The sequence below is a fragment of the Parageobacillus sp. G301 genome (assembly GCF_030268025.1).
GTDB lineage: Bacteria > Bacillota > Bacilli > Bacillales > Anoxybacillaceae > Parageobacillus_B > Parageobacillus_B toebii.
Genome location: NZ_BSDB01000003.1, coordinates 136749 through 161033, shown reverse-complemented (window position 1 = coordinate 161033; position 24285 = coordinate 136749). Strand labels below are relative to the sequence as shown.

At 44.3% G+C, this 24285-nt stretch carries 20 protein-coding genes and 1 riboswitch; of the genes, 19 read left to right on the top strand and 1 reads right to left on the bottom strand.

Annotated elements, in window-relative coordinates:
* Nucleotides 1-134: 134 nt before the first annotated feature.
* Genes QSJ37_RS16625 through QSJ37_RS16610 form a run of 4 tightly spaced genes read left to right on the top strand, consistent with a single transcriptional unit; the run spans nt 135 to nt 4884 of the window.
* Nucleotides 135-1178 (top strand): nucleotidyltransferase family protein, encoded by a 1044-nt coding sequence (locus QSJ37_RS16625; RefSeq protein ID WP_285756316.1) that lies wholly within the window; start codon nt 135-137, stop codon nt 1176-1178.
* Nucleotides 1175-2392 carry a glycosyltransferase family 4 protein gene (locus QSJ37_RS16620; RefSeq protein ID WP_285756315.1) on the top strand — a complete coding sequence of 406 codons (1218 nt, stop codon included), beginning with the start codon at nt 1175-1177 and terminating at the stop codon, nt 2390-2392. The genes QSJ37_RS16625 and QSJ37_RS16620 overlap by 4 nt, the downstream gene beginning before the upstream one ends.
* A gap of 19 nt (nt 2393-2411) precedes the next feature.
* Nucleotides 2412-3509: a glycosyl transferase gene (locus QSJ37_RS16615; protein WP_483313620.1), complete on the top strand. Its 1098-nt coding sequence runs from the start codon at nt 2412-2414 to the stop codon at nt 3507-3509.
* Complete coding sequence (locus QSJ37_RS16610) at nt 3460-4884, top strand: phosphomannomutase/phosphoglucomutase (protein ID WP_285756312.1); 1425 nt, start codon at nt 3460-3462, stop codon at nt 4882-4884. The genes QSJ37_RS16615 and QSJ37_RS16610 overlap by 50 nt, the downstream gene beginning before the upstream one ends.
* Nucleotides 4885-5268: 384 nt before the next feature.
* Here the strand turns inward: QSJ37_RS16610 and QSJ37_RS16605 are convergent, their stop codons facing one another.
* Complete coding sequence (locus QSJ37_RS16605; RefSeq protein ID WP_285756310.1) at nt 5269-5928, bottom strand: exosporium glycoprotein BclB-related protein; 660 nt, start codon at nt 5926-5928, stop codon at nt 5269-5271.
* 491 nt (nt 5929-6419) lie between these two features.
* Between QSJ37_RS16605 and QSJ37_RS16600 the strand changes: the two genes are divergently transcribed.
* The 15 genes from QSJ37_RS16600 to QSJ37_RS16530 all read left to right on the top strand — a co-directional run bounded on the left by QSJ37_RS16600 (nt 6420) and on the right by QSJ37_RS16530 (nt 24262).
* Nucleotides 6420-6782, top strand: a complete 363-nt coding sequence (locus QSJ37_RS16600) for a DUF3147 family protein (protein WP_285756309.1) — start codon at nt 6420-6422, stop codon at nt 6780-6782.
* 14 nt (nt 6783-6796) lie between these two features.
* The gene (locus tag QSJ37_RS16595; protein WP_285756307.1) at nt 6797-7180 is read left to right on the top strand and encodes a DUF3147 family protein; all 384 of its coding nucleotides are present in this window, start codon (nt 6797-6799) and stop codon (nt 7178-7180) included.
* A 340-nt stretch (nt 7181-7520) separates the two neighbouring features.
* On the top strand, nt 7521-9191 hold the full coding sequence (locus QSJ37_RS16590) for a LuxR C-terminal-related transcriptional regulator (protein WP_285756306.1): 1671 nt from the start codon (nt 7521-7523) through the stop codon (nt 9189-9191).
* A 284-nt stretch (nt 9192-9475) separates the two neighbouring features.
* On the top strand, nt 9476-9877 hold the full coding sequence (locus tag QSJ37_RS16585; RefSeq protein WP_285756305.1) for an ATP-binding protein: 402 nt from the start codon (nt 9476-9478) through the stop codon (nt 9875-9877).
* 21 nt (nt 9878-9898) lie between these two features.
* The gene (locus QSJ37_RS16580) at nt 9899-10237 is read left to right on the top strand and encodes an STAS domain-containing protein (protein WP_012749106.1); all 339 of its coding nucleotides are present in this window, start codon (nt 9899-9901) and stop codon (nt 10235-10237) included.
* Nucleotides 10234-11763 carry a SpoIIE family protein phosphatase gene (locus QSJ37_RS16575; protein WP_285756302.1) on the top strand — a complete coding sequence of 510 codons (1530 nt, stop codon included), beginning with the start codon at nt 10234-10236 and terminating at the stop codon, nt 11761-11763. Before QSJ37_RS16580 ends, QSJ37_RS16575 begins: the two co-directional genes overlap by 4 nt.
* Nucleotides 11764-11922: 159 nt before the next feature.
* The gene (locus QSJ37_RS16570) at nt 11923-12330 is read left to right on the top strand and encodes an RDD family protein (protein ID WP_143416118.1); all 408 of its coding nucleotides are present in this window, start codon (nt 11923-11925) and stop codon (nt 12328-12330) included.
* 131 nt (nt 12331-12461) lie between these two features.
* Nucleotides 12462-12887 carry a DUF2935 domain-containing protein gene (locus tag QSJ37_RS16565; RefSeq protein WP_285756300.1) on the top strand — a complete coding sequence of 142 codons (426 nt, stop codon included), beginning with the start codon at nt 12462-12464 and terminating at the stop codon, nt 12885-12887.
* Between the two features lie 192 nt (nt 12888-13079).
* Entirely contained in the window at nt 13080-14333 is a 1254-nt protein-coding gene (locus QSJ37_RS16560; RefSeq protein ID WP_285756299.1) for a methyl-accepting chemotaxis protein, read from the top strand.
* 63 nt (nt 14334-14396) lie between these two features.
* A riboswitch (TPP riboswitch) is annotated at nt 14397-14511 on the top strand.
* 371 nt (nt 14512-14882) lie between these two features.
* Entirely contained in the window at nt 14883-16604 is a 1722-nt protein-coding gene (gene thiC / locus QSJ37_RS16555) for a phosphomethylpyrimidine synthase ThiC (RefSeq protein ID WP_285756297.1), read from the top strand.
* 401 nt (nt 16605-17005) lie between these two features.
* Nucleotides 17006-18463: an NAD-dependent succinate-semialdehyde dehydrogenase gene (locus QSJ37_RS16550; protein ID WP_285756296.1), complete on the top strand. Its 1458-nt coding sequence runs from the start codon at nt 17006-17008 to the stop codon at nt 18461-18463.
* A 212-nt stretch (nt 18464-18675) separates the two neighbouring features.
* Nucleotides 18676-19845 (top strand): aminotransferase class I/II-fold pyridoxal phosphate-dependent enzyme, encoded by a 1170-nt coding sequence (locus tag QSJ37_RS16545; RefSeq protein WP_285756295.1) that lies wholly within the window; start codon nt 18676-18678, stop codon nt 19843-19845.
* Between the two features lie 26 nt (nt 19846-19871).
* A complete protein-coding gene (locus QSJ37_RS16540) occupies nt 19872-21509 on the top strand; it encodes a thiamine pyrophosphate-binding protein (RefSeq protein WP_285756413.1) in 1638 nt (545 codons plus the stop codon).
* 80 nt (nt 21510-21589) lie between these two features.
* A complete protein-coding gene (locus QSJ37_RS16535; protein WP_285756294.1) occupies nt 21590-23071 on the top strand; it encodes an aldehyde dehydrogenase family protein in 1482 nt (493 codons plus the stop codon).
* Nucleotides 23072-23080: 9 nt separating this feature from the next.
* On the top strand, nt 23081-24262 hold the full coding sequence (locus QSJ37_RS16530) for a saccharopine dehydrogenase family protein (protein WP_285756412.1): 1182 nt from the start codon (nt 23081-23083) through the stop codon (nt 24260-24262).
* Nucleotides 24263-24285 lie beyond the last annotated feature (23 nt).

The window sequence follows — 24285 nt, the reverse complement described above, 5'->3', positions numbered from 1 at the left end:
TATTAGCAACCGGGAATGTTGAGTGCTAACAATCAACCTCTCATCTTTCATTTTTTTCATTCATCCATCTGTTTCGGTCTTCATAGTAATTTAGTAAACCCTATGAATTTCGAAACTAATGGAGGGATGGCAAAATGAAAGCATTGCTGCTAGCTGGAGGTTTGGGAACACGTCTACGTCCACTAACTGAAAACCTACCGAAACCAATGGCTCCCATTGCAAATCGACCATGGTTGGAACACCTCATCACTCATCTGCATGAACAAGGCGTCGATCAGTTTGTCATTGCCGCTCACCACTGCTCAGATGTGATTCGTCGTTACTTCGGTGATGGACGGCGCTGGGGAGTGAAGATTGAGTATGCTCTCGAACCGTTTCCAATGGGGACGGCAGGAGCCATCAAAAACGCGGAGCGACTACTCGATGAGCGGTTCTTGGTTTTCAACGCCGATATTGTCCACTTGCCACAGTTGATTCCTCTTCTTGAGTTTCATCGCCAGCACGGTGGAATTGCCACCATTGCGCTGACAGAAGTAGATGATCCTTCTTCATACGGAGTAGTTGAACAGGATGATACCGGACGGATCTTGCGTTTTATTGAGAAACCGCGCCCTGAAGAGGCACCGTCAAATCGAATCAACGCCGGTTTGTACATCCTCGAACCGGAGGTTATGCGTTATATTCCGGCGCAACGCGAGGTCTCGATTGAACGCGAAACGTTCCCGCGCTTGATTCAGGAAAACGCTGGCGTCTACGGTATGGTAAGCGGTGGCTACTGGCGCGACATGGGAACTCCGGCACGTTATCGCCAAGTCCATTGGGATGCGCTCGACCGACGTTTTCCTCTTTCCATGCAAGGGCGTCAGGTTCAGCCAGGTGTTTGGACAGGGGAAGGCGTCGAATTAGGTTCCGGCGTCCTCTTGGTGCCACCGGTATTAATTGGAAATAATGTGAAAGTAGGCGACCAAGCGGTGATTGGTCCATACGCGGTGATTGGTGATAACTGCTACATCGGTGCTCGCGTGCATTGTTCGAACTCCATTCTTTGGGATCGTTCAGTCGTGCGCGATGGTAGCCGTCTCAGCAACAGCATTTTCGGGTATCGGACCGTGGCGCCTGCCGGCGAGGAGTTCGAGAATTCTATTATCAACCAACCTCAAGAGGTGATGCAGGCATGAAGCGGATCGCATACGTCAGCACATATCCACCGCGTCGTTGCGGCATTGCCACGTTCACCGAGCATCTTCTTGAGAGCGTGAGCGCCGCCGGCAAACGACGAGATGTCGATCCGGTGATTGTGCTCTATAACGAAAGCGACGACGATTCAGTGTACCGGAACAATCCGAAGTTTTGGCCGCTGGCAGCACAGGACCGAGCGGCTTACACGCGAATGGCGGAACGGGTTAATCACAGTGATGTCTCAGTAGTGGTCTTGCAGCACGAGTTCGGTATTTTCGGAGGCGAAGCGGGTGAATACATACTGGACTTCGTCCGAGCCCTGAAAAAGCCGCTTGTCACGACGTTTCATACCATCTTTGCCGATCCTCAACCACCTTATCGCCGTATTCAGCAAGAAATTGCCGATGCGAGCGACGCTATCGTGGTTATGAATCGTCAGGCGATTTCGTACCTGACACGAGCGTTTAACTTGCCGGAGAGTAAAATCTTCTACATTCCGCACGGTTCACCAAAGCCGCTCAGTGAGGAACGGGATCGCCTTCGCCGCCGCTTGGGCTTCGAAGGACGCAAGGTTATGTTCACTTTTGGATTGCTCAATCGCGGCAAGGGCATCGAGTCAGTGATCTCCGCCTTGCCGGGAGTCGTTCGCGAAGTGCCGGAGACGCTATATGTCATCGCCGGACAGACACACCCTGAAGTGAAAAAACGCGAAGGGGAAGCGTACCGCGAGGAGCTTCAGGAGATGATCCGTCGCCTCGGACTGGAGGAGAACGTACGAATGATCGACCGCTATTTTAGCGAGGAGGAACTCATCGCCTATTTGACGGCGTGTGATCTTTACGTCACACCGTATCCGGGGATGCAGCAAATTACCAGCGGCACCTTGGCCTATGCGGTTGGCGTGGGCCGTCCGGTTCTCTCGACACCATATGAACATGCCCGCGACCTGTTGCGCGGATGCGAGGAACTGTTGCTGCCGTACGGCGACACTGAAGCCTGGGAGCGGCAGCTGCGGCGGCTGTTGGCGGATGATGCGGCTTTGCGGCAGTGGGAAGAGCGGATTCGGAAGATTGGTGAAACGACGCATTGGCCTCGTGTAGGCGAGCAACACCTGCAGCTGTTTGCAAAGCTCTGCAGTGAAACGGACGGTGATGAAAAAGCGGCAGAGCGATTGGAAGGCGAGGTGAATCCCGTTGCCTCTGTCAGTCGTTAAGTTCGATCATTTAGAACGCATGACTGACGACACGGGGTTGCTCGAGCATAGCTTGGGGCGCATTCCGCGCCGACGCGAGGGATACTCAACCGATGACAATGCGCGTGCCATCTGGGTGTGCATGGAGTGGCTTAATTTACTTGGAGACGATGAGTTCAAGGAGCAAAACAGGCTATATCGGCTGTTGGATCGATACTTGGCCTTCTTGCTCTGGGCGCAGAGGGAGGACGGCTGGTTCCAGAATAACTTTCATTTTGACCGGACGCCGGAATCAGAATCACGCTCAGACGACTGCCTAGGCCGATCCCTCTGGGCTGTGGCAGTGGCGTACGTAAATCTCGATGATGAGGCCCGGAGATGTGTGGCCGCCGAGATCCTGGGCCGAGCGCTTTCGGCCAGCCGCGGGTTGCGGTTTTTGCGCGGTCAGGCATGGGCTCTCGCGACTTGTTGCCTGCTACTGTCTAAGCGGAGAGACGGTTTGGATTTGCCTTCTGGTGTGACCGAGGCTGATCTCACCAATCTAGCGAACGTATTCGAGCGGAGTTTGCTCGACGCTTACCGTGAGCACAGAACGGATGACTGGCGTTGGTATGAGCCGCAAATCACCTACGCCAATGGGCTGTTGCCGTGGGCGTTGTTTGTGGCCTATCGGTATCGCGGCCGCGCCGAGACGCTGCAGGTAGCTAAAGAAAGCCTCGACTTCCTGCTGGATAAGATGAGCGGCCAGGGAGGCGTCATCCGTCCTATCGGCAATCGCGGTTGGTGCAGCCGCAACGGACGCGCTGACTGGGATCAGCAACCCGTTGATGTGATGAAACTGGCCTTGGCCGCCCGCGAGGCCTATCGGGTATTGGGAGACGACACGTACCGAGAAGTCGTTCGTCGCTGCCGCGATTGGTTTTATGGCGATAACGACCTCGGTATTCCCCTCGCCGATCTGAGCGACGGGAGCTGCTGTGACGGCCTAAATTCGGATGGGCCGAATCCGAATCGAGGGGCTGAGTCGACACTTTCCTATTTATTGACGGAAGCTATGGCAAATTCCTTGCAATTGGAGGTGGCTTTCAATGAGTCTTTCGATGGAACAACGATCCGTTCTACCGAAGCATGTGTTTAAAGAGTACGATATTCGCGGACGCGCAGGAGAGGAGCTCGACGAGAATTTTGCCTATTTGTTAGGATTGGCGTTTGCGGAAATGGTAAGGAAAGCCGGTGAGGAGAAAGTGGTGGTTGGCCACGACAACCGCATCTCTTCACCTGCATTACACCGTGCGCTGATTGCGGGGCTTAGCCAGGCGTCGTGTCGGGTGATTGACATCGGTCAGGTGACGACCCCGATGTTCTACTACAGCCTCGAGTACACTAATGTGCCGTGCGGCATGATCATCACCGCAAGCCACAATCCAGGCGACGAAAACGGTTTTAAGATTGCAATGAATAAGACTACCATTTATGGCGAGCGCATTCAGGAATTGCGGCGGACGATGGAGCGGATTCTCCACTCACAAGGGATCAACCGCATCGACACGTGGAAGGAAGGATATGTGGAGACGCTTGACATCGAACCAGCCTATCTGAAAATGCTGCAAGACAAGATCCAGCTGGGACCGCGCAAGCTCAAGGTAGTGGTCGATTGCGGCAACGGGACCCCTTCGACGATTGCGCCGAAAGCCTTGGAGGCATGGGGCTGCGAGGTCATACCTTTGTATTGCGAATCCGACCCGACATTCCCTAACCACCATCCAGATCCGGTAGTGCCGGAGAATCTGAAGGATTTAATTGACGTGGTGCGACGGGAAAAGGCGGATCTCGGTGTGGCATTCGATGGCGACGGTGACCGATTGGGCGTCGTCGACGAGGAGGGAAACATCCTCTGGGGCGACCAATTGATGATTTTATTCTGGCGTGAGATTCTCCGTCGCTATCCAGGGGCCGAAGCGCCGGTTGAGGTCAAGTGTTCGCAGGCGTTGGTCGAGGAAATCGAACGGCTTGGTGGCAAACCGTTCTTCCATCGCACTGGCCATTCACATATCAAGGCAACGCTGCGCAGCCGGCCAGAGATTCCGTTTGCAGGTGAAATGTCCGGACATCTGTTCTTCAATGACGAGTTCTACGGCTATGATGACGCCCTGTACGCGGCGGGGCGGCTGTTGCGCATACTCTCCAATGATGACCGCAAGCTTTCGCAGCTATTTGCCGACGTCCCACGGTATCATGCCACTCCGGAGACGCGCGTGCCTTGTCCGGAAGAGCAGAAGGCGGAAGCCATTGCCGCGGTCAAACAGCGGTTTGCAAGCAGTCATAAGGTCGTGGACGTGGACGGCGCCCGCATCCAGTTCAAGGATGGTTGGGGATTGGTGCGTCCGTCGAATACGCAGCCTATCCTTGTTCTGCGCGCCGAAGCCAAGTCACCGGAGACATTGGCCGATATCAAACAGCAACTGGCTGACGTACTCAGCAAGCCGCCGCTTAACTTGACTATTCCATGGTGATGTGGGGCACGATTGAAACCGGATCACCGATTATTGGCGCTGACCCGAACAGCGTAGACTGTTCGGGACGGTGCCGTTTTCTTTTTTTGGCAGTTATGTCGTGTCACTCATTGACCATAAAAAGTGAGAGAAATATACTGATTAACGATGTGGTGATGAAACAGCCGCAGGAGAAAGAGCTAGCGGAGGAAATATAGGTGGTGGACGCAGATTTTAAATCATTGCGGGCCCTACACAATGGATCACGGGCAGGGATCATGAAAGAAAAGAAAAAGTTCACGCGGAGCGTGAACTTTTTCTTTTTTCAACTTTCAACACTTTGGAGAGACATCCTTTATTATGAGGATGTCTCCCTTTTGTGTCGACTAGGTCATGGGCTATTTATTAACTGATTCCAACACCCGCACTTGCAAAACCTGTAAGGACGCCGATATTAATTAGAGTAGATCCAGATGTTCTTAAAGAAAAAACTAGTAATAGTTTGTCGCCCGCAGATACCGGTAATGACGCCGCAGCAGTATTAGCAGCAGTATTGCCAACGCTAACTACAGGGCCGAAGGCTGGTGCTAAATCTACAAAAACTCCTGTTGGAGCAAAGGTGTTGCTTAGTGCAGATGCCCTCCATAATTCTGCTCTAACTGTTCCAGCTGTAGCTAAAGTTATACCTACTGTAGCGCTAAAGAATGCAGATATGGATGTGACTGTTCCGGCACGAGGAACTACAAATGCGAAGTCAGGAATGTTTATGGCAGCGGTGCCTAGATTTAGTGTTCCTGCACTAAGGTCAACAGTTGGCGCAGAACTTCCGAATCCAAGGATAGCTCCAGTACTAACTACTACACCTAAAACATCAGTTGTAGACAGTACAACAGGAGTTAGTCCAGATGCATATGGAATAATAGCACCAGCCCCTGGAGGTCCTGGAGGTCCCGGAGGTCCTTGCGTTGCAGGTCCATTCACTGTCACTGCTTGCCCATTAATACAACCACATCTTATCTTTGGCTTATGGTGATCTTTACATTTTTCTTCCCAATTTTTTGACATATGTTTCACCTCTTTTAATTAATTAAGATTCGATATTAATATATGAGCAGGATAATAAGTTTGATTAGACAAGTTGTAGGTTAAGTGTTTGGATTTCCAAAATTAGGCTATTGAATATTCGGAGATGAGATAGCCAAAAGGAGGCATTCCCTCTTTCTCTTGTAGATTTTTTCAGTTCAGAATGTTCATTGATGTTCCAGCTAGCCATGCTGTTTTTGAATGTTTGCATTACGTTGTTCATATGATGATTAAATCGATTTACTATAAAAATATTTGCCGCCATGGTTGGGAGTAAGAAAAAAATAAGTTTTATTCAAACATTTGTCACAAATTTGGAAGTGTAAGCGTTACAAGAAAAAAATTAAATAAAAGTTCACAAGCGTTTGTTCTATCGTTGTTTACAATATATACGTGAAAATAATCACAAATAAATATATAAAAATAATATTTAACTTCACTAGATTGGTCACCAAAGAAAGGATGAATCTATCTTGGAGTCATTATCGATTAGTGGAATAGTTATTCGATTTTTATTAGGGGGAGGCGCGGTTGTCGCTTCTACCATTATCTCAAAAAAATTAGGATCAAAAATAGGAGGAATTTTTGCCGCTTTTCCTGCTGTATTTTTAGCAGCATTACTGACACTTCGGCTCGATGCAAAGGGCAGTGAATTAGTGGAAAAGTCGATTGTTCTATCCCAAGGAGCTATTGTTGGGATGTTCATCAATATTATGTGTGCAATAGGGGTCGTTTACTTTTGTAGAAAGCAAGGTTGGAAACGTGGACTTACACAATCAATAGCTGGATGGTTTCTCATTTCCATCATTTTTGCTGTCATTTCAGGATATTTTTAATTAAAGGTGATCTTATGGATAGACATGATTTATTTTTCCGTTTTTTATTCGGCGGATCAGCCGTTGTGTTAAGTTATGTAACGGCAAAACTATTACCATGGAAAGTTATCGGGGGAATTTTTGCCGCATTTCCAGCCGTTATGGTTGTTGCTGTGATGATGGTTGGCATGAAGAAAGGTTCTAAAGAAGCAGCGAAAACTGCACAAGGATCTGTTTATGGGATGATTGGTGGTTTCATTTGCGTGTTAACGGTTTTATTTTTTCTACAATTTACACAAAATTGGTGGGGAAGTTTTATCTTTGGGTTGATTACATGGTTTGCAAGTTCATTATTCCTTGTATACATGCGGGATCATAAAAAAGAAAATAGAGCATCAAAAATCAAATTAGAGCATTGATAAAGAAGTCGCGGAACAAAAAACGATACAGAAGCCTGGTATGATACGAACGTGCCAGGTTTTTTTGTATGTTATGAAAGATTGAATAGGCTGTATAGGACTAAATGATTGGGATGCTTGCCTGTTAACTGACGGTTTTGATCAATCGGCATTTCAAGACTAAAAGATTATTAAGAGATCGACTTGCAGTATAATATAAAATATATGATATTGAGCATATGAAAATAGGACTATATAGTTGAATTATCTATCCTCATTTTCCTAAACTTGACTTCGCTTTACTTATACGTAAATAATAGATAAGGATGACAATATTACAAGTAAGTGAGTTGAGGAGGAATTGAATATTAAAGATTTTTTGCAGCATGTTCAAGATGCATATGCAGCACTTACGGAGTTAAGCATTATTATTCTTGATTTACAGCATCAACCTGTTACAAAAGTCTCAAATATAACGGAATTAGCGGAGCTTGTACTTTTTTCTTCAGATAAGCCGTTTCCTCCTTTAGGTTTTCCGAATGACTATACCGAATGGCAACGTCCGATGGTTGTTCAGACAGGGTATTGGGGAGTAAAGGCAATTGTCGCACCTATACTAGTAGAACAAAAAGTCGAGTATTGGATTTGGGCAGGTGCGTTTATTGAAGAAGAGACAAAACCGATAATCAAGGAGCAGTGTTTTCGTTTTCCTGACTCACAAATATGGCTTCAAGTCATTGAACAAACAAAAGAGCAAACGATATCCGCGGTGGAAAAAAAGTTAAATGATATTGAAAAAATGGCAACAATATGTGGCGAGTTTATTAGCAATAATAGACAAAAACAACATTGCGAACAGTACTTCTATTTATTAGATACGGCAGTGGATCGTGTGCAACAGTTTTCTTTACATATGGGCGATTTTTTACATATGTTTCAGAAGATAGATTCCGATATAGATTTTTCATTGTATATAAAACGACAAAATCGCGAATGGGTTGTTGCACACGCTGTGGGAGAAAAAGTAGAACAGCTTTGGAATCAGCAGATAAAAACCGCTTTTCCTTCACCATCAAACTCCCTATTTCATTCGCACAATGTTGTTTGTGTTGAAAATGCCGCGCTTGACCCACGTTTTGCTTTTTTCGTGAAAAATGGAATAAAACCGAGTACTGTTGTGATATATCCGATTTTGCATAACGATGAAGTAGAAGGATGGATTGTGATCGGCAGTCAAACAAAACGTTCATTACCGAAAGAGGCAGTCCAAATTGGCGCTATTCTCATGAAATATTGGCAATTGCATTCCAAATATGAGTTAGCTTACATAAAAATGGACCGACATTTCATGAGATTATCGATGTTAATAGAAATTGGCCGGGCAATGAATATTGTAAAAGATACCGATGAAATTGTACGGATGATGACGGATTTTGTTGCGGAACTGGCGTACGGTGATTTCGCATTTACAGTGTTAGCCGATCATAAAAGAAAAGTAAAGGTTCATTGTGGCGCCATTTCAGAACAACAAGTAACAGAATATTATGAAGATGTTTGCCAACGCTACCTTTCCGCTGAAAAAAGACTGCTAGAAAATATACCGAAGCTGCGTGAAACAAAGTTTGGGACTGTAATGGAATTTTCGTTTTCGGTTCATGAACATGTGCACGGCGTGATGGCTGTTCATTTGAAAGATCTTGAGGCTGCAAAAGAAGCAGAAGTATATGTTGCAGCATTAATAGGGATCGGCACAATGGTCATGAAGCAAAATACTTATCAGGCGTCAAAGCAAGAATTGAATATCGATATGCTATCAGAACGCTTAACGACCCGGGAGATGGATGTGTTAAACTTATTAGTCCAAGGATGCAGCAACCGTGAAATTGCGGATCGATTATTTATTAGCATTCATACGGTAAAAAATCATATTACAAATATTTTCCAAAAAATTGGGGTAAACGACCGCTCTCAGTTAATTGCTCTTGTATATCAGTTAAATAATCGCAAAGTTATCAATGAGGAACATCATTAGGCAAAACTATGAATCGAATGATGTTCCTTTTTTATTTTCTACTTGTTTAACATGGAAATGTTTTGGTATATAGGAAATAGGAAGCAAAATAAGTTTGTATTATAATCATCAATAGTATATAAGAACTAGGTATTTAGTTATAATAAAACGTATAAAAAGCGAACATGGTGCAATGTTGCTGTGTTGTTATAAAGATGCTCATCCCCTATGAATAGAAAGTGTTATCGTACTTACAAAAGTGCTATTTAGCACACATATTTATAGAAGAAATAGGGGGGATATTGATGGAAAATGTAAGTATAAGGATAAATATAACAGTTAGGGTAGATTCTGATATTATGAAAGCGATGGATATAACCGAGCAAATCGCAAGTGAAATGGGATTTTTGCCACGTGATTGCCTCTTTCTTCGATTGGCAACGGAGGAAGCGTGCACAAACGCGTATGAATATTGTCAAAAAACAAACCAGCTGCCTTTTGAAGTATTTTGGAAATGTGGAAAAGAGAATTTGATTATTGGTGTAAAGCAACATGGAAAGAAGTTTGACATTACAAGAAAGGATGAGGTCAATAAAGGTTTGCGTGGCAGGGGATTGCAGCTTATCACTCATATTGTAGACGATGTTTATATTGAACAAAAAGGGAATAACGTATTGTTTTATATGTGTAAATATAAAGCTCATTGACGACTGTTGGAGGAACGGAATATGGGTGCACAGCATGAACTAATTGATGTTTTCGTATGGAATGAAGATATTACTTTGAACAATACCGAACAATTTCGAAAAGCGATGGCTAAGTTTATTCAAAATCCAGCTGAGTATCTCATATTAAATATGGAACAAGTGAAATATATTAATAGCGCTGGTCTTGGCATTATTGCCAATAGTGTCATGACGGCAAGAAAACAGCAAAAAGAGCTGGTGATCGCAGGGGTTCGAGATTCGCTTCAAGAAATTTTCCATATTGTTAAGTTTGCTTCGTTTATTAAACTTTTCGATACGGAAAAAGATGCGATTAATTTTTTTATGGAGAATGGGATATGATTCATAAGCTTTTGCAAAAAATCAGGAAAGACAAAAATGTTTCGTTAAAAGGACTATTGCAGCTCCTTGACGAATGGAACACGCTTTATAATAAAGCGGACCAAGTTTATTGGCTGGCCAACTTAGCGGAAAGGCGGATTATTTTTGTTTCCCTGTCTTGCGAGAAGATTTACGGAGTACAGCCTGAAGCTTTTTACCAAGATGTAGAGCTATGGAAAAAAGTTATTCACCCGGAAGATCGAGACAAGGTAGAGAAAAAGCAATCTGCTCTTTGGAAAGGAAGCTGTCTTGAGCATGAATATCGCATTATTCATCAACAGGATGGGACGGTTCGTTGGGTTCTCGATCAAACGTTTCCCGTGTTTGATGAAAATGGAAAGCTAGTAATGTTAAGTGGAGTGATTACGGATATTACGGAGATAAAAAAAATGAATGAAAAGCTTTTACTGGCGGAAAAAGTGTGCGAACATGTACAGCAGGCTATATTGATCACAGATGAAAATGGAGTTATTCAATTTATTAATCCCGCTTTTACAGAAATTACAGGGTACGGGTCAGAAGCAATCGGTTTGTCATTAGACTTTTTGTATTCTGGTTACTACAATGAACATTTTTATCAAACAATTAAGCAAACTGTCGCTGAAAAAGGACAGTGGAGAGGGAGTCTGCGGGGGCGCCGGAAAAATGGGGAAGTGTATGCTCAACAGACGACGATTACAGCGATTCATGATAAAGAAGGGCGTCTGATTTTTTATCTTTTTCTATTTTCAGATATGATCAAAAACGAAAAGACCGCAACAAGCTTAAAAAATGATTTAAAGTTAGCGCAGGAAGTGCAAAAACGTGTATTGAGCAAGCCGCTTAAAACGGAAGTGATTGATATATATGGTATGTACGTCCCTTCAGGAGAATTAGGGGGAGATATGTATGCATGGTATCGGATTGATAGCGACCGATACGGAATCTTTTTGATGGATGTGATGGGGAACGGAGTAGCTGCTTCGCTCATTTGTATGTCGGTTCGTTCATTATTAAATGGGGTTATTCGAAAATGTATTTATCCGCAAGAAGTATTTCATGAGTTAAACAAACATATGCAGTTGTTGTACCATGAAGATGGGCCAATGAATACGTATTATTTTACTGCCGTTTATGCGATGGTGAACACAAAAGAAAAGTTCATTGAATATGCTTCGGCAGGTCATCCTCCTGGCTTTTTATTTCATCCAAGCGGTTTAGTTGAGGAGCTGGACAAAGGATGTGCACCGATCGGGTTATTATCGTATCTCCATGTGGAAACGGGAAAACTAAATTACGCTCCAGGAGCAACGTTAGTGCTGTACTCGGATGGAGTAGTCGAAGGGGCCCATAGTTCTGTTAGAACCAATATCGAAATGTTTCGGGAAAAACTAAAACCATATATTCATTTAGACAACAAAAATATGATAGCACATATAAATAAAATGTTTAAGGAAGAGTATCCGTTTCTCGATGATATTTCTGTCGTTGTGGCGAAATTGCATTAAATTGAACTGTTTTTCACAAGTTCGATAATGAAAAAATAATGTCATGCATTGTCAATAAAGAGATAAACCGGTATGATAAAGGATAATAATCTTCCATGAATCGGATGCAATGGTGATGAATACATTGTAGTGACGAAGGCAAAGAAAGGGGATTGTATCATGGTGAGGAATCCAGCGGGATTTTGGAAACGGTTAGCGGCTGGTTTATTAGACGGTCTTATTGTCGGTTTGCCGTTAGTGTTTATCGGTTACCTTATTACGGGAAGTTGGGAGGAGAATTGGTTCACTACGGCAGCAAACATCGTTTACGGTCTAGTTGTGCCGGCGGTTTGGTCTGGATATACAGTAGGGAAAAAGTTGTTAGGTATTCGCATCGCAAAAGTAAATGGCGAAAAAGTCGGAATCGGGACGATGTTTTTACGGTTTGCTGTCGGTGGACTTGTTTATGGGTTAACGCTTGGCATCGCTCTCATTATTAGCGCCATTATGGTGGCAGCGCGCGAAGATAAACGCTCCATTCATGATTTTATTGCCGGAACGTATGTGACGACAGAGAAACCAGCATAATTGGATTGATCATAAAGAACGGGTGTCTAAGAAGGAGATGCCCGTTTTTTTATGGTGAATTAGAGGAACGTTTGTTTGTATATTCATACTTTTTCATTTCCCCCCATATCATGCAATATGGGGGGATGTTCATGCAATTTTACTATGGCCAACAAATGCCGCTGCGTATTTTAGACGAAGCGGAATTTTGGAAACATCAAGAAGAGGAGCATACGGTCGTTATTCGTGAACTTGTTAGCGGTTTAGAGCCGGCTTATGTCGAAGCGCTGAAAAAATGGGAAGAAGCACTTTCTGCAACACATCAGCAAGTAGTGCGTTTTATTGAATCGGTCGTTCGCGCGGGATATTACGTTCCTTATCAGCTTTACCAGCAAGTGTTGCAGCTAGTGTCTCATTGCTTACAGCAAAGTCTTGATTTTATTCAACTATGTCAACAAATAAAAACGGAAAGCAAAGCAGTGAGCAAAAATCCAACGGCAAAAGTAGTGCTGAACCATATTATTCGTGAGTCGGAATATTTTATTGGCATCGCGCAATTGTTATTATACGGAAAATAAGGAAAATGCCTATTCGTTTCGGATAGGCATTTTATGTGTTTGAAAAAGAGCAGAGTAAGTAGTAATGAAAAAGGGTAACGGTTTGTTTTATGTTTTGTAATATTATACTAGAAATATAAAAAAGAGGTGAATATATCCGATATAATTAATAGTAAGATTCTTTAATATTACAGAAAAAAGGTGGGAAAAAGGTTGACGCTGCATAGTTATATTTTACGCACGATGTTCATTGTCATTCCTGGCACCGCTCTCATCGGCCTTGGTGTATGTATGGCGAATGGCATTAGCGGCGCGGCGTTTTGGTGGACGCTTGTTGCGACTATATTATTTGGGGCTGTAGTCGGAGTCGTTTCTGCGATATTAAACTATCGTCGATTTATTGCCCCGATCGCTATTATCAATCAGCATTTAGATAAGATGACCAATGGAGATTTATCGGCGCGTGTTCCTATGGATGAAGTGAGACAGTTAAAACCGATTGCCGTTTCGCTCAATAAAATGGCCCAAGCGTGGCAAGAAGTCATCGCCAACGTTCAACGCCATTCCGATGAGATGACGCAATTTTCCGGACAGTTAACCGCCATTGCGGAACAGACGACGAAAGCAACGGAGCAAATTGCGTCGACAATGGAGATAATTGCCTCAAGTTCGGAACAGCAAGTGAAAACGGCGCAAGAAACATCGTTAGCGATGAACGACATCTCCGATACGCTTATGCAAGTGGCTGCGAATACGAAGTGCGTGTCTACGAATGTAAATGAAACATCGGCAAAAGCGCAATCGGGAAAACAGTCGATTTCGCAAATGGAAGAGCAAATACAGTTTATTTATGAGCATGTTCAATCACTTGGACAAGTTATTAAAGCGCTTGGAGAGCGTTCGAATGAAATCGGCCAGATTACGCAGGTGATTACAGGAATTGCTTCGCAAACGAATTTACTTGCCTTAAATGCGGCGATTGAGGCGGCAAGAGCTGGAGAACAAGGAAAAGGGTTCGCCGTTGTGGCGGATGAAGTTCGCAAATTGGCGGAACAGTCTGCTCAATCCGCACAGCAAATTTCGCAGCTGATCGGCTATATCCAAGAAGAAACGGAAAAAGCGATCGAATCGATGGAAACCGTAGTTAGCGAAGTATCGCAAGGGCTTGATGTTGTGCAAACGGCTGGACAGTCGTTTGAACAAATCCGCCAATCCATCGGCGAAGTCAATGCCCAAATCGAACAAGTATCCACAGCGATCGAGCAAATGACGGAAAACGCGCGACGGGTGGCTGCTTCCATTGGCCACATGACAGAGATTGTGGAACAAACTTCTTCTGGATCAGCGAATGTTTCGGCGGCAACACAAGAACAAATGGCATCGATGGAGGAAATTGCTTCATCGGCATCATCGTTAAGCAAAATGGCAGAAAATATGCAAACAATGTTAAACCGGTTTACCGTATAAGGAAGCGTATTTACATTGCTTTATAAGTATGTTAATATTAAGAAAAATTAAATAAGTTTGTCGCTTATCTACTAGGGGAGTCCAATAGCTTGGACTGAGAAAAGAACGCGCTTAAGTTCTTTGACCCTTTGAACCTGATCTGGGTTATACCAGCGTAGGGAAGTAGATAGCGGGAGTGTATGTGTTTGTTGCGTACGTTTCGCTATTTGCGTTCCGTCGGGTTCTCTTAGAGAACCCGATTTTTATTTCCGCATATATTCTCCTATCTCCGCCCCGCGTTTTGGTGTAACTTCAGGTCCTCACTATTATTTTAAGGAGGTGTAGACCTGGTTACTAAAATCGTTGTCGTGTACTGACCGATGGAAGGAATGGTGCACGACAGATGCCGTCGCTGACAAGCGATCCACGGGGTGTCTTTCACAGCGGGTGAATGACAAGGGAAATTCCCTTCCTGATGGAACTCAGGTGTTTCCTGAGCGGCAAGCGATGTTTCCTGGTTCCATCGCGATGAGTCGATTTTTATAGATTTTAGTAACTAGGAGGAGTTACATGCAAAACATCAAATCTTTTATGCAATTTCCTGCGAGTAAAAAGGTGTATGTCGAAGGTTCAAGACCGGATATTCGTGTTCCGATGAGAGAAATTACGTTAAGTCCAACAAAGACAGAAACAGGAATCATCGAAAATGAACCTGTTCGTGTTTATGACACAAGCGGTCCTTACACCGATCCTGATTTTCAGCCGGACATTCAAAAAGGATTGCCGCCGCTAAGAAAACGCTGGATTTTAGAAAGGGGCGACGTTGAAGAATACGGGGGGCGTCCAGTGAAACCGGAAGATAACGGATTCCGTAATGGGAAGCAATCAGAGATTACTCTGCCTTTCGAGAGAAAACCGCTGCGCGCAAAAAAAGGAAAAACTGTGACACAAATGCATTACGCAAAACGAGGGATTATTACGCCGGAGATGGAATTTGTTGCGATTCGCGAAAATATAGATCCGGAAATCGTGCGTCAAGAAGTTGCCGCAGGCAGAGCGATTATTCCTTCGAATATTAACCATCCGGAAAGTGAACCGATGATTATTGGGAGTCGTTTTCATGTAAAAATTAACGCGAATATTGGCAATTCCGCAGTCACATCATCCATTGAAGAAGAAGTCGAAAAAATGCTTTGGGCGGTGCGCTGGGGAGCAGACACGATTATGGACTTATCGACGGGAAAACACATTCATGCGACACGAGAATATATTATTCGCAATTCCCCTGTGCCTGTCGGGACGGTTCCGATTTATCAAGCGCTTGAAAAAGTGAATGGCGTCGTTGAAGACTTAACGTGGGAAATTTACCGTGATACGCTCATCGAACAAGCGGAACAAGGGGTGGACTATTTTACGATTCACGCGGGGGTGCTGCTTCGTTACATACCGATGACGGTAAACCGAACGACTGGCATTGTTTCACGCGGCGGCTCGATTATGGCGCAATGGTGTTTAGCCCACCATGAAGAAAACTTCTTATACACGCATTTTGAAGAAATATGCGAGATTTTGAAAACGTACGATATTGCAGTATCGCTTGGAGACGGGCTGCGCCCAGGCTCGATTGCCGATGCGAATGACGAAGCGCAGTTTGCTGAATTGGAGACGCTCGGAGAATTAACAGAAATCGCTTGGAAGCATGATGTGCAAGTGATGATTGAAGGACCAGGGCATGTGCCGATGCATAAAATTAAGGAAAATGTCGATAAGCAAATCGAAATTTGCAAAGGTGCGCCGTTTTACACATTAGGACCGCTTACGACCGATATCGCGCCGGGATATGACCACATTACATCCGCGATCGGAGCAGCGATCATTGGCGCGTACGGAACGGCGATGCTTTGTTACGTGACGCCAAAAGAGCATTTAGGGTTGCCGAATAAAGATGATGTGCGCGAAGGAGTGATCGCTTATAAAATCGCAGCACACGCGGCCGATTTAGCAAAAGGGCACCCGGGAGCGCAACGGCGGGATGACGCGTTATCAAAAGCGCGCTTTGAGTTTCGTTGGAACGATCAGTTCAACCTTTCGCTTGATCCAGATCGAGCTCGGGAATATCATGATGAAACATTGCCGGCGGAAGGGGCGAAAGTCGCGCACTTTTGTTCGATGTGCGGGCCGAAGTTTTGCTCGATGAAAATTTCACATGAGCTGCAAAAAACGGTGAGGGAAGAAGGGATGAAACAAAAAGCGAAGGAGTTTGTCGAAAATGGCTCATCTCTCTATCGATAATGTTCAAGAGTTGCAAAAGGAAATTGCCGAACTGAAGGAGAAAATTCTTAAATTGGAACAGCAAATTGCCCATATTCAAAAAAATTGCCAGCATTCATTTTTTGAGACACCGTTTATGCGAAAATGTGTCAAATGCCATTATATAGAGATTTTATATTATTGAATATGTAATTGGGCGAAGGGGATTGTCAAATATATAGCTAATCCATCTCCCGTTTTGCAGGGTGGAAATCGGGAAATGGATTAGCTTTTTTATTTTTGTTTTTAGTCATTTCTTTTAAGTTTTTTTATATATATTTCATGAAAAAGTTTATTTGATTGGTTGCGGCGGGATATGGTGCATGATGGATAACAATAAAGAACATCTATTAAATGATTTTTATTTTGGAGGGAAACTATATATGACCAAATTTCCCAATTATACAAAAACGATCTTTATTGATGGACAATGGTTGGAAGCACATAATGGCAACACGCTTCCTGTTCAAAATCCCGCCACGTTAGAAACGATTACGGAAGTTTCATACGGCGATGAAGTGGAAGCGGAACAAGCGGTGCGCGCAGCCAGCCAAGCATTTCCAAAATGGTCGGCAAAAACTGCAAGAGAACGGTCGCAATTGTTATATGCCGCGTATGAAAAAATGCTGGAACATAAAGAAGAACTTGCTTCTATTTTGACGGCCGAGCAAGGAAAACCGTTAAAAGAGGCAAGGGCAGAAATTGATTCAGCGGCAAGTTACTTTCTTTGGTATGCCGAGGAAGCGAATCGCCTGTATGGAGAAATTATTCCTTCGTCCAATAAACATAAACGGCTAATGGTCATTCCGCAGCCGATCGGCGTTGTCGCTGCCATTACTCCGTGGAATTTCCCGGCTTCGATGATTACAAGAAAGCTATCACCAGCACTTGCGGCAGGGTGCGCCGTTGTATTAAAACCGGCTCCAGAAACGCCGTTAACCGCTTATCAGATTGTAAAAATATTAGAAGAAGTAGGGATTCCAAAAGGAGTTGTCAATCTCGTTACTGGCGATGCGGTTTCGATCGGACAGTGCTGGATGAACCATCCTGATGTACGGCTTATTACGTTTACGGGTTCTACGGAGGTCGGCAAGTTGTTGATGAAAGGAAGCGCGGATCATGTAAAAAAACTTTCTTTAGAACTAGGCGGCCACGCGCCGATTATCGTATTTGATGATGCCGATCTTGATTTGGCAGCCGAGATGACGCTTGCCAGCAAGTTTCGCAATTGCGGGCAAACGTGTATTTGTGCGAACCGCGTATATGTGCAAAAAACGATTTGGGATGATTTTCTCGAAAAACTAAAGGAGAAAGTAAGACGTTTATCGATTGACATTGGCGCAAAAGAAACGGCGGATATCGGGCCGCTAATTAATGAAGAGGCAGTGCAAAAAGTGCAGCGGCATTTAGAGGATGCTGTACAAAAAGGAGCTTCGGTCGTTTACGGCGGAAAGAGATGGGATGGCCCGTATCCAGGATACTTCTTTGAACCGACCTTGTTAGTGAACGTTACGAAAGAGATGAGAGTAATGAATGAAGAGACGTTCGGTCCGCTTCTGCCGCTGCAGCCGTTTGAGGAGGAAGAGGAGGCGATTCGTCAGGCGAATGATACGCCATATGGGCTAGCAGCTTATATTTTTACGGATTCGATTCATCGCGCGTATCGAGTCATGGAGAAGCTGGAGTATGGAATTATTGGCATTAATGACGTCTTTCCAGCCGTAGCGGAAGCACCGTTTGGCGGTGTGAAACAATCGGGGCTAGGAAAAGAAGGAGGAAAAGAGGGCATTTTTGAATTTGTGGAATTAAAATATGTTTCCATGGGGATACGGCCTAGCTGAGCCCCCTAAATATAAAACTGCGTAGTCTATTTCCACCGTCTTTGCCGGCGGTTTGTAAAAATAGACATCGGCCAGTTTAATCATTACGTGATTATACTGGCCGTTTTTGTTTTCTTGATTTTTTACAACCGTTTTCGAAAAAGAGTTAAATAGCCAATGAGAAGCATAGAGTAAGAGGGAAAGGACCATTTAATGGATGTGAGGGGATACGTATGGACGTTTATTCTGACATCATAAGAAGCATGCCGCCATATTTGTTCTCTGTTTTTCAGCAAAAGAAAGAAGAACTAATGAAAAAAGGAGTAGATGTGATCGATTTAGGGATAGGGGCGCCCGATTTGCCGCCGCCTGCTTTTGTGGTGGAGAAATTAAAGGAAGAGCTGGATAATCCTAAAAATTTTACGTATTCTCCATATGCCGGGTGCCGAGAGTATAGAGAAGCTGTTGCGCTCTTTTATAAACGGGAATATGGCGTAGAGTTAGACCCAGATACAGAAGTGTTGGCATTAATCGGTTCAAAGGAAGGAATTGTCCATTTATTACAAGCGATTCTTCATCCAGGGGAGACCGTATTAGTTCCAGACCCTGGCTATCCGGTTTATAGCACAGCTGTACATTTAGCAAGAGGAAAAATCGTTCGTTTGCCGCTTGATTCGGAAAACGGATATAAGCCGAGTTTTTCGAGCGTTCCTTCAGGAATTTATCGGGATGCGAAATTAATGTTTTTAAACTACCCCAGCAATCCAACAGCTGCGACTGTCGAAATCGATACGTTTGCCGAAGCTATTTCGATTGCGAAACAATATCATATTTTCATTGCTCATGACTCAGCTTATTCTTTTGTTACTTTTCAAGGATTTAAAGCTCCAAGCATTTTGCAAGTAGATGGGGCGAAAGAAGTAGCGGTGGAATTTGGTTCGTTATCGAAAAATTACAATATGGCCGGTTGTCGAATCGGATACATTGTTGGGAATCGCGATATGATTAAAGCGCTGTCGATCATCAAAAGCAATATTGATACTTGCCAGTTTATTCCGGTCCAAAAAGCGGCGGCTGCAGCGTTAACAAGCGATCATGAAGCGGTCAAAAAAAACAATCGAATATATGAACAGCGGATGAATATGATGGTAAAAGCTTTGCGCTCGCTTGGCATAAATGTTCATCCCCCGAAGGCGACGTTTTTCCTATGGATACCTGTTTTAAAAGGATACTCTTCCGAACAATTTGCGACTAAATTGCTCAAAGAAGCGGGAGTAATTGTTACACCAGGAACAGCGTTTGGTCCATCAGGAGAAGGATATGTTCGGCTATCGCTTTCCGTTTCGATGGAACGGTTACAACAAGTGGCTGACCGACTCAAACAAGTAAATTGGGAGGAGTAGAAGCGGTGAAACAGGAAAAGGGAAAAATTACGGCGGCGAAGGCGATTGTCCATTGTTTGAAAAGCGAAGAAATTTCCCACGTGTTTTGCGTGCCGGGAGAAAGTTATTTGCCGCTAATGGACGCTATTTTTGATGAACCTTCCATTCAGCTTATTTCTGCTCGTCATGAGGGAGGCGCCTCTTTTATGGCGGAGGGCTACGCGAAAGCGACAGGAAAACCTGGAGTGGTGCTGGCGACAAGAGGAGTCGGTGGCGCGAATTTGGCGATTGGTGTCCATACGGCAAAGCAAGATTCGACGCCGATGGTCGTTTTTTTAGGCCAAGTGCACAACGATTTTCGCGGCAGAGAAGGGTTTCAAGAAGTCGATTTAGAGCAATTTTTCCGACCGATTGCAAAATGGACGGTAGAAATCAAAGATGCGAAGCGAATCCCTGAACTTGTTCAACGGGCGTTTCGCGTTGCGCAAACAGGAAGACCGGGGCCTGTTGTCGTATCGCTTCCGGAAGACGTATTTCTCGCAAAGATAGATGAAGTTATTTTTCCAAAAACAATCGTTCCAAAACCCGCCCCGAGCCAACAAGATATTTTGCGTGTTCAAGACGTTTTACAAAACGCCAAACGGCCTGTCGTGATTGCCGGAGGGGGAGTGAAACTTTCGAAAGCGGAACGAGAATTGCTTTTGTTTGCTGAGAAGTTTACGATACCTGTTTCTGTCTCTTTCCGAAGACATGATGTATTTCCAAACGATCACCCATTATATGTTGGACATCTCGGTTTAGGAACGTCAAAAGGGATTATTGAGACAGTAAAACAAGCGGATGCCATTATTGCGATTGGAACGAGATTATCGGAAGTGACGACACAAGACTACCGTTTGCTATCAGCAGGACAAACGCTGATTCATATTGATATCGATGCAAATGAATTGGGAAAAGTATACCCGCCAGCAGCGGCAATCATAGCTGATTGTAAGGAAGCGCTTTCGAAACTGCTTGAAATCGATATTCAGCCATTTTGGCATGACTGGGCAACATCGAGACGAAAAATATACGAACAAGCATCAACACTCCCAACGGAAAAACGAAATGTGAATGAATCCGTGATTGCTAGTCTACAAGAACATTTGCCGCAAGGTGCGATCATCACCAATGATGCAGGAAATTTTGCTGGTTGGCTGCATTCCTTTTTTCAATTTACGGAAAAACATACGTATATCGGTCCGACATCCGGAGCGATGGGATATGGCATGCCGGCCGCCATCGGTGCCAAACTAGCATATCCCGACCGTGTGGCAGTTTCACTATCAGGAGACGGCGGTTTTATGATGACCGTTCAAGAGTTAGAAACGGCTGCTAGATATCATGTTCCTATCATTAGCATTGTATTTAATAACAGCATGTACGGGACGATTCGCATGCATCAAGAGCTCCGTTTCCCAAAGCGAGTGATCGGCACTGATTTAGGAACGGTTTCCTTTGCGGAATTAGCCAAGTGTTTCAACGCAAATGGCATTCGGACCGCAACGGAAGGTGAATTTACTAACGCACTCATTCAGGCGCTGAAAGAAACGAAACCGACGGTCATTGAAGTCATGACGGATCCAAATCAAATTTCGGTCACTTCTACAATTGAACAATTGCGGAAGCGGGTGGATTCTATATAATCATTTCATTTGATTAATAGCAACCATCATGGATGCATAAATTTTTAATAGAAAGTAAAGAGCAAGGAGGAACTCCGCTGATGAAAGTATTGAATTTTATTAATGGTGAGTGGAAAGAATCGAGCAGCAAACAATTCGCCCCGGTCATTAATCCGGCGACAGGAGATGCGATTGGAGAAGTGACGGTTTCGATTGAAGCGGATGTGGACGCGGCGGTAAAAGCGGCAAAGGCTGCGCAAAAAAAGTGGGCGCTTGAACCCGCGCCGAAACGCGCCGAAGTGTTATATAAAGTAGGATATTTGTTGAAGGAACGAAAAGAACAATTAGCAAGAATGTTAACCATGGAAATGGGAAAAGTCATTGAAGAAGCTCGCGGAGAAGTACAGGAAGGAATTGATATGGCGTTTTATATGGCGGGAGAGGGAAGAAGATTATTCGGAGATACAACTCCTTCCGAATTAAAAGATAAATTTGCGATGAGTGTCCGTGCGCCAGTAGGGGTCGTTGGCATTATTACTCCATGGAATTTTCCGATTGCGATCGCGACATGGAAATCGTTCCCTGCCATTGTAGCCGGCAATGCCGTCGTTTGGAAGCCAGCGTTGGAAACGCCGTTTATGGCGCAGGAATTAGCGAAAATTTTTGAAGAAGCTGGATTGCCAAAAGGAGTATTTAATGTCGTCAATGGTGACGGTCCGACAACGGGGAACGCGCTTGTCGAACATCCTGATGTACGGGTGATTTCTTTTACCGGGTCCAATGAAGTAGGCAGAAAAATTGCGGAAAAATGCGGCCGAAGCTTGAAAAAAGTGTCACTCGAAATGGGCGGAAAAAATGCGGTGATCGTGATGGACGATGCAGACTTATCTTTAGCGGTAGAAGGAATTGTATGGAGCGCTTTTGGCACTTCCGGACAAAGATGTACCGCGTGCAGCCGAATTATTGCCCACGAAAATATAAAAAAAGAATTAGAAAATAGACTGCTAGAGGCGATGCGAACTCTAACAATCGGGAATGGCTTAGATGAAAATGTAAAAGTTGGACCAGTCATCAATGAAAAAGCGTTGCAAAAAATTGACCAATACGTGCAAATCGGTAAAGAAGAAGGAGCAAAACTATTGACGGGTGGATACATTTTACAAGAAGGAGAATATAACAAAGGATACTATTACGCTCCGACGCTCTTTACGGATGTAACGCCAAATATGCGGATCGCGCGGGAGGAAATTTTCGGTCCAGTCGCTTCCATTATTCCTGTGAAAAGCTTAGAAGAGGCAATTGAAGTGAACAATAGTGTCGACTACGGATTATCTAGTTCTATTTTCACTCGCGACGTGAATAAAGCGTTCACCGCAATGCGTGATATAGATACAGGAATTGTATATGTAAACGCAGGCACGACAGGGGCGGAAATTCATTTGCCGTTTGGCGGAACGAAAGGAACGGGAAACGGCCATCGCGATTCCGGTGTAGCGGCGTTAGACGTATTTACAGAATGGAAAAGTATCTATATTGATTTCAGCGGTAAATTGCAGCGGGCGCAAATCGATATTGACGAATAACGAATTCATCTGCGAAAGAATAGGGGGGCAAATGCCATGAAAGCGTTGGTTCTTGGAGCAGGACTGATGGGAAAAGAAGCAGCACGCGATTTAGTGCAAAGTGAAGCGGTTTCTTCCGTCACCATAGCAGATGTCGATATAAAAAAAGCGGAGCGAGTTTGCCGGCAGTTATATTCTAGTAAAATCGAGGCGAAACAAGTCGATGCATCGAATGAAAGAAAGCTAGCGGCATTAATGAGCGAACATGATGTTGTCATCAACGCGTTATTTTATATTTTTAACGAAATGGTGGCGAAAACAGCGATTCAAGTCGGTGCCCATTCTGTTGATTTAGGCGGGCATATCGGACATATTACAGATCGCGTTTTACAATTGCATGAGAAAGCAAAACAAGCTGGTGTGACGATCATTCCTGACTTAGGAGTTGCTCCAGGAATGATTAACATTTTATCTGGCTACGGAGCTAGCAAACTAGATGAATTGAAATCAATTAAACTATACGTCGGCGGGATTCCTGTGCGTCCAGAGCCCCCGTTGGAATACAACCATGTCTTTTCACTGGAAGGATTGTTGGATCATTATACAGACCCGTCTCTCATCATCCGGGATGGACGGAAGCAAGAAATTCCATCTTTATCAGAGATTGAAACAATCTATTTTGATAAGTTCGGACCGCTAGAAGCATTTCATACATCAGGCGGAACATCCACGTTATCTTATTCCTATCCGCAATTAGAATGTTTAGAATATAAGACGATCCGCTATCCAGGCCATGCGGAAAAATTTAAGCTGCTCGTCGATTTAAATTTAACAAGAAATGACTACGAGGTGGAAGTGAAAGGGCAAAAAGTGAAGCCGCGAGACGTGCTTTTAGCAACATTATCCTCGATTTTAGACTTAAAAGATAAAGAGGATGTCGTCTTGTTAAGGGTGATTGTCGGAGGAATAAAAAATAATAAAGAAACGATTTTTGAATATGAAACGGTCACATTTAAAGATCGAAAAAAGAATATTACCGCAATGGCGCGGACAACAGCGAATACGATTTCAGTTGTTGCACAAATGATTGGAAACGGAATCATCGAAAAACGAGGTGTTTACCCTCCTGAACAAATCGTTCCAGGTGACATCTACATCAAGGAAATGGCAAAGCGCGGCGTCGTTATCAAAGAGAAACGATATGTAAAGTGATAAAAAAAGGCTGCTTTTAGGTG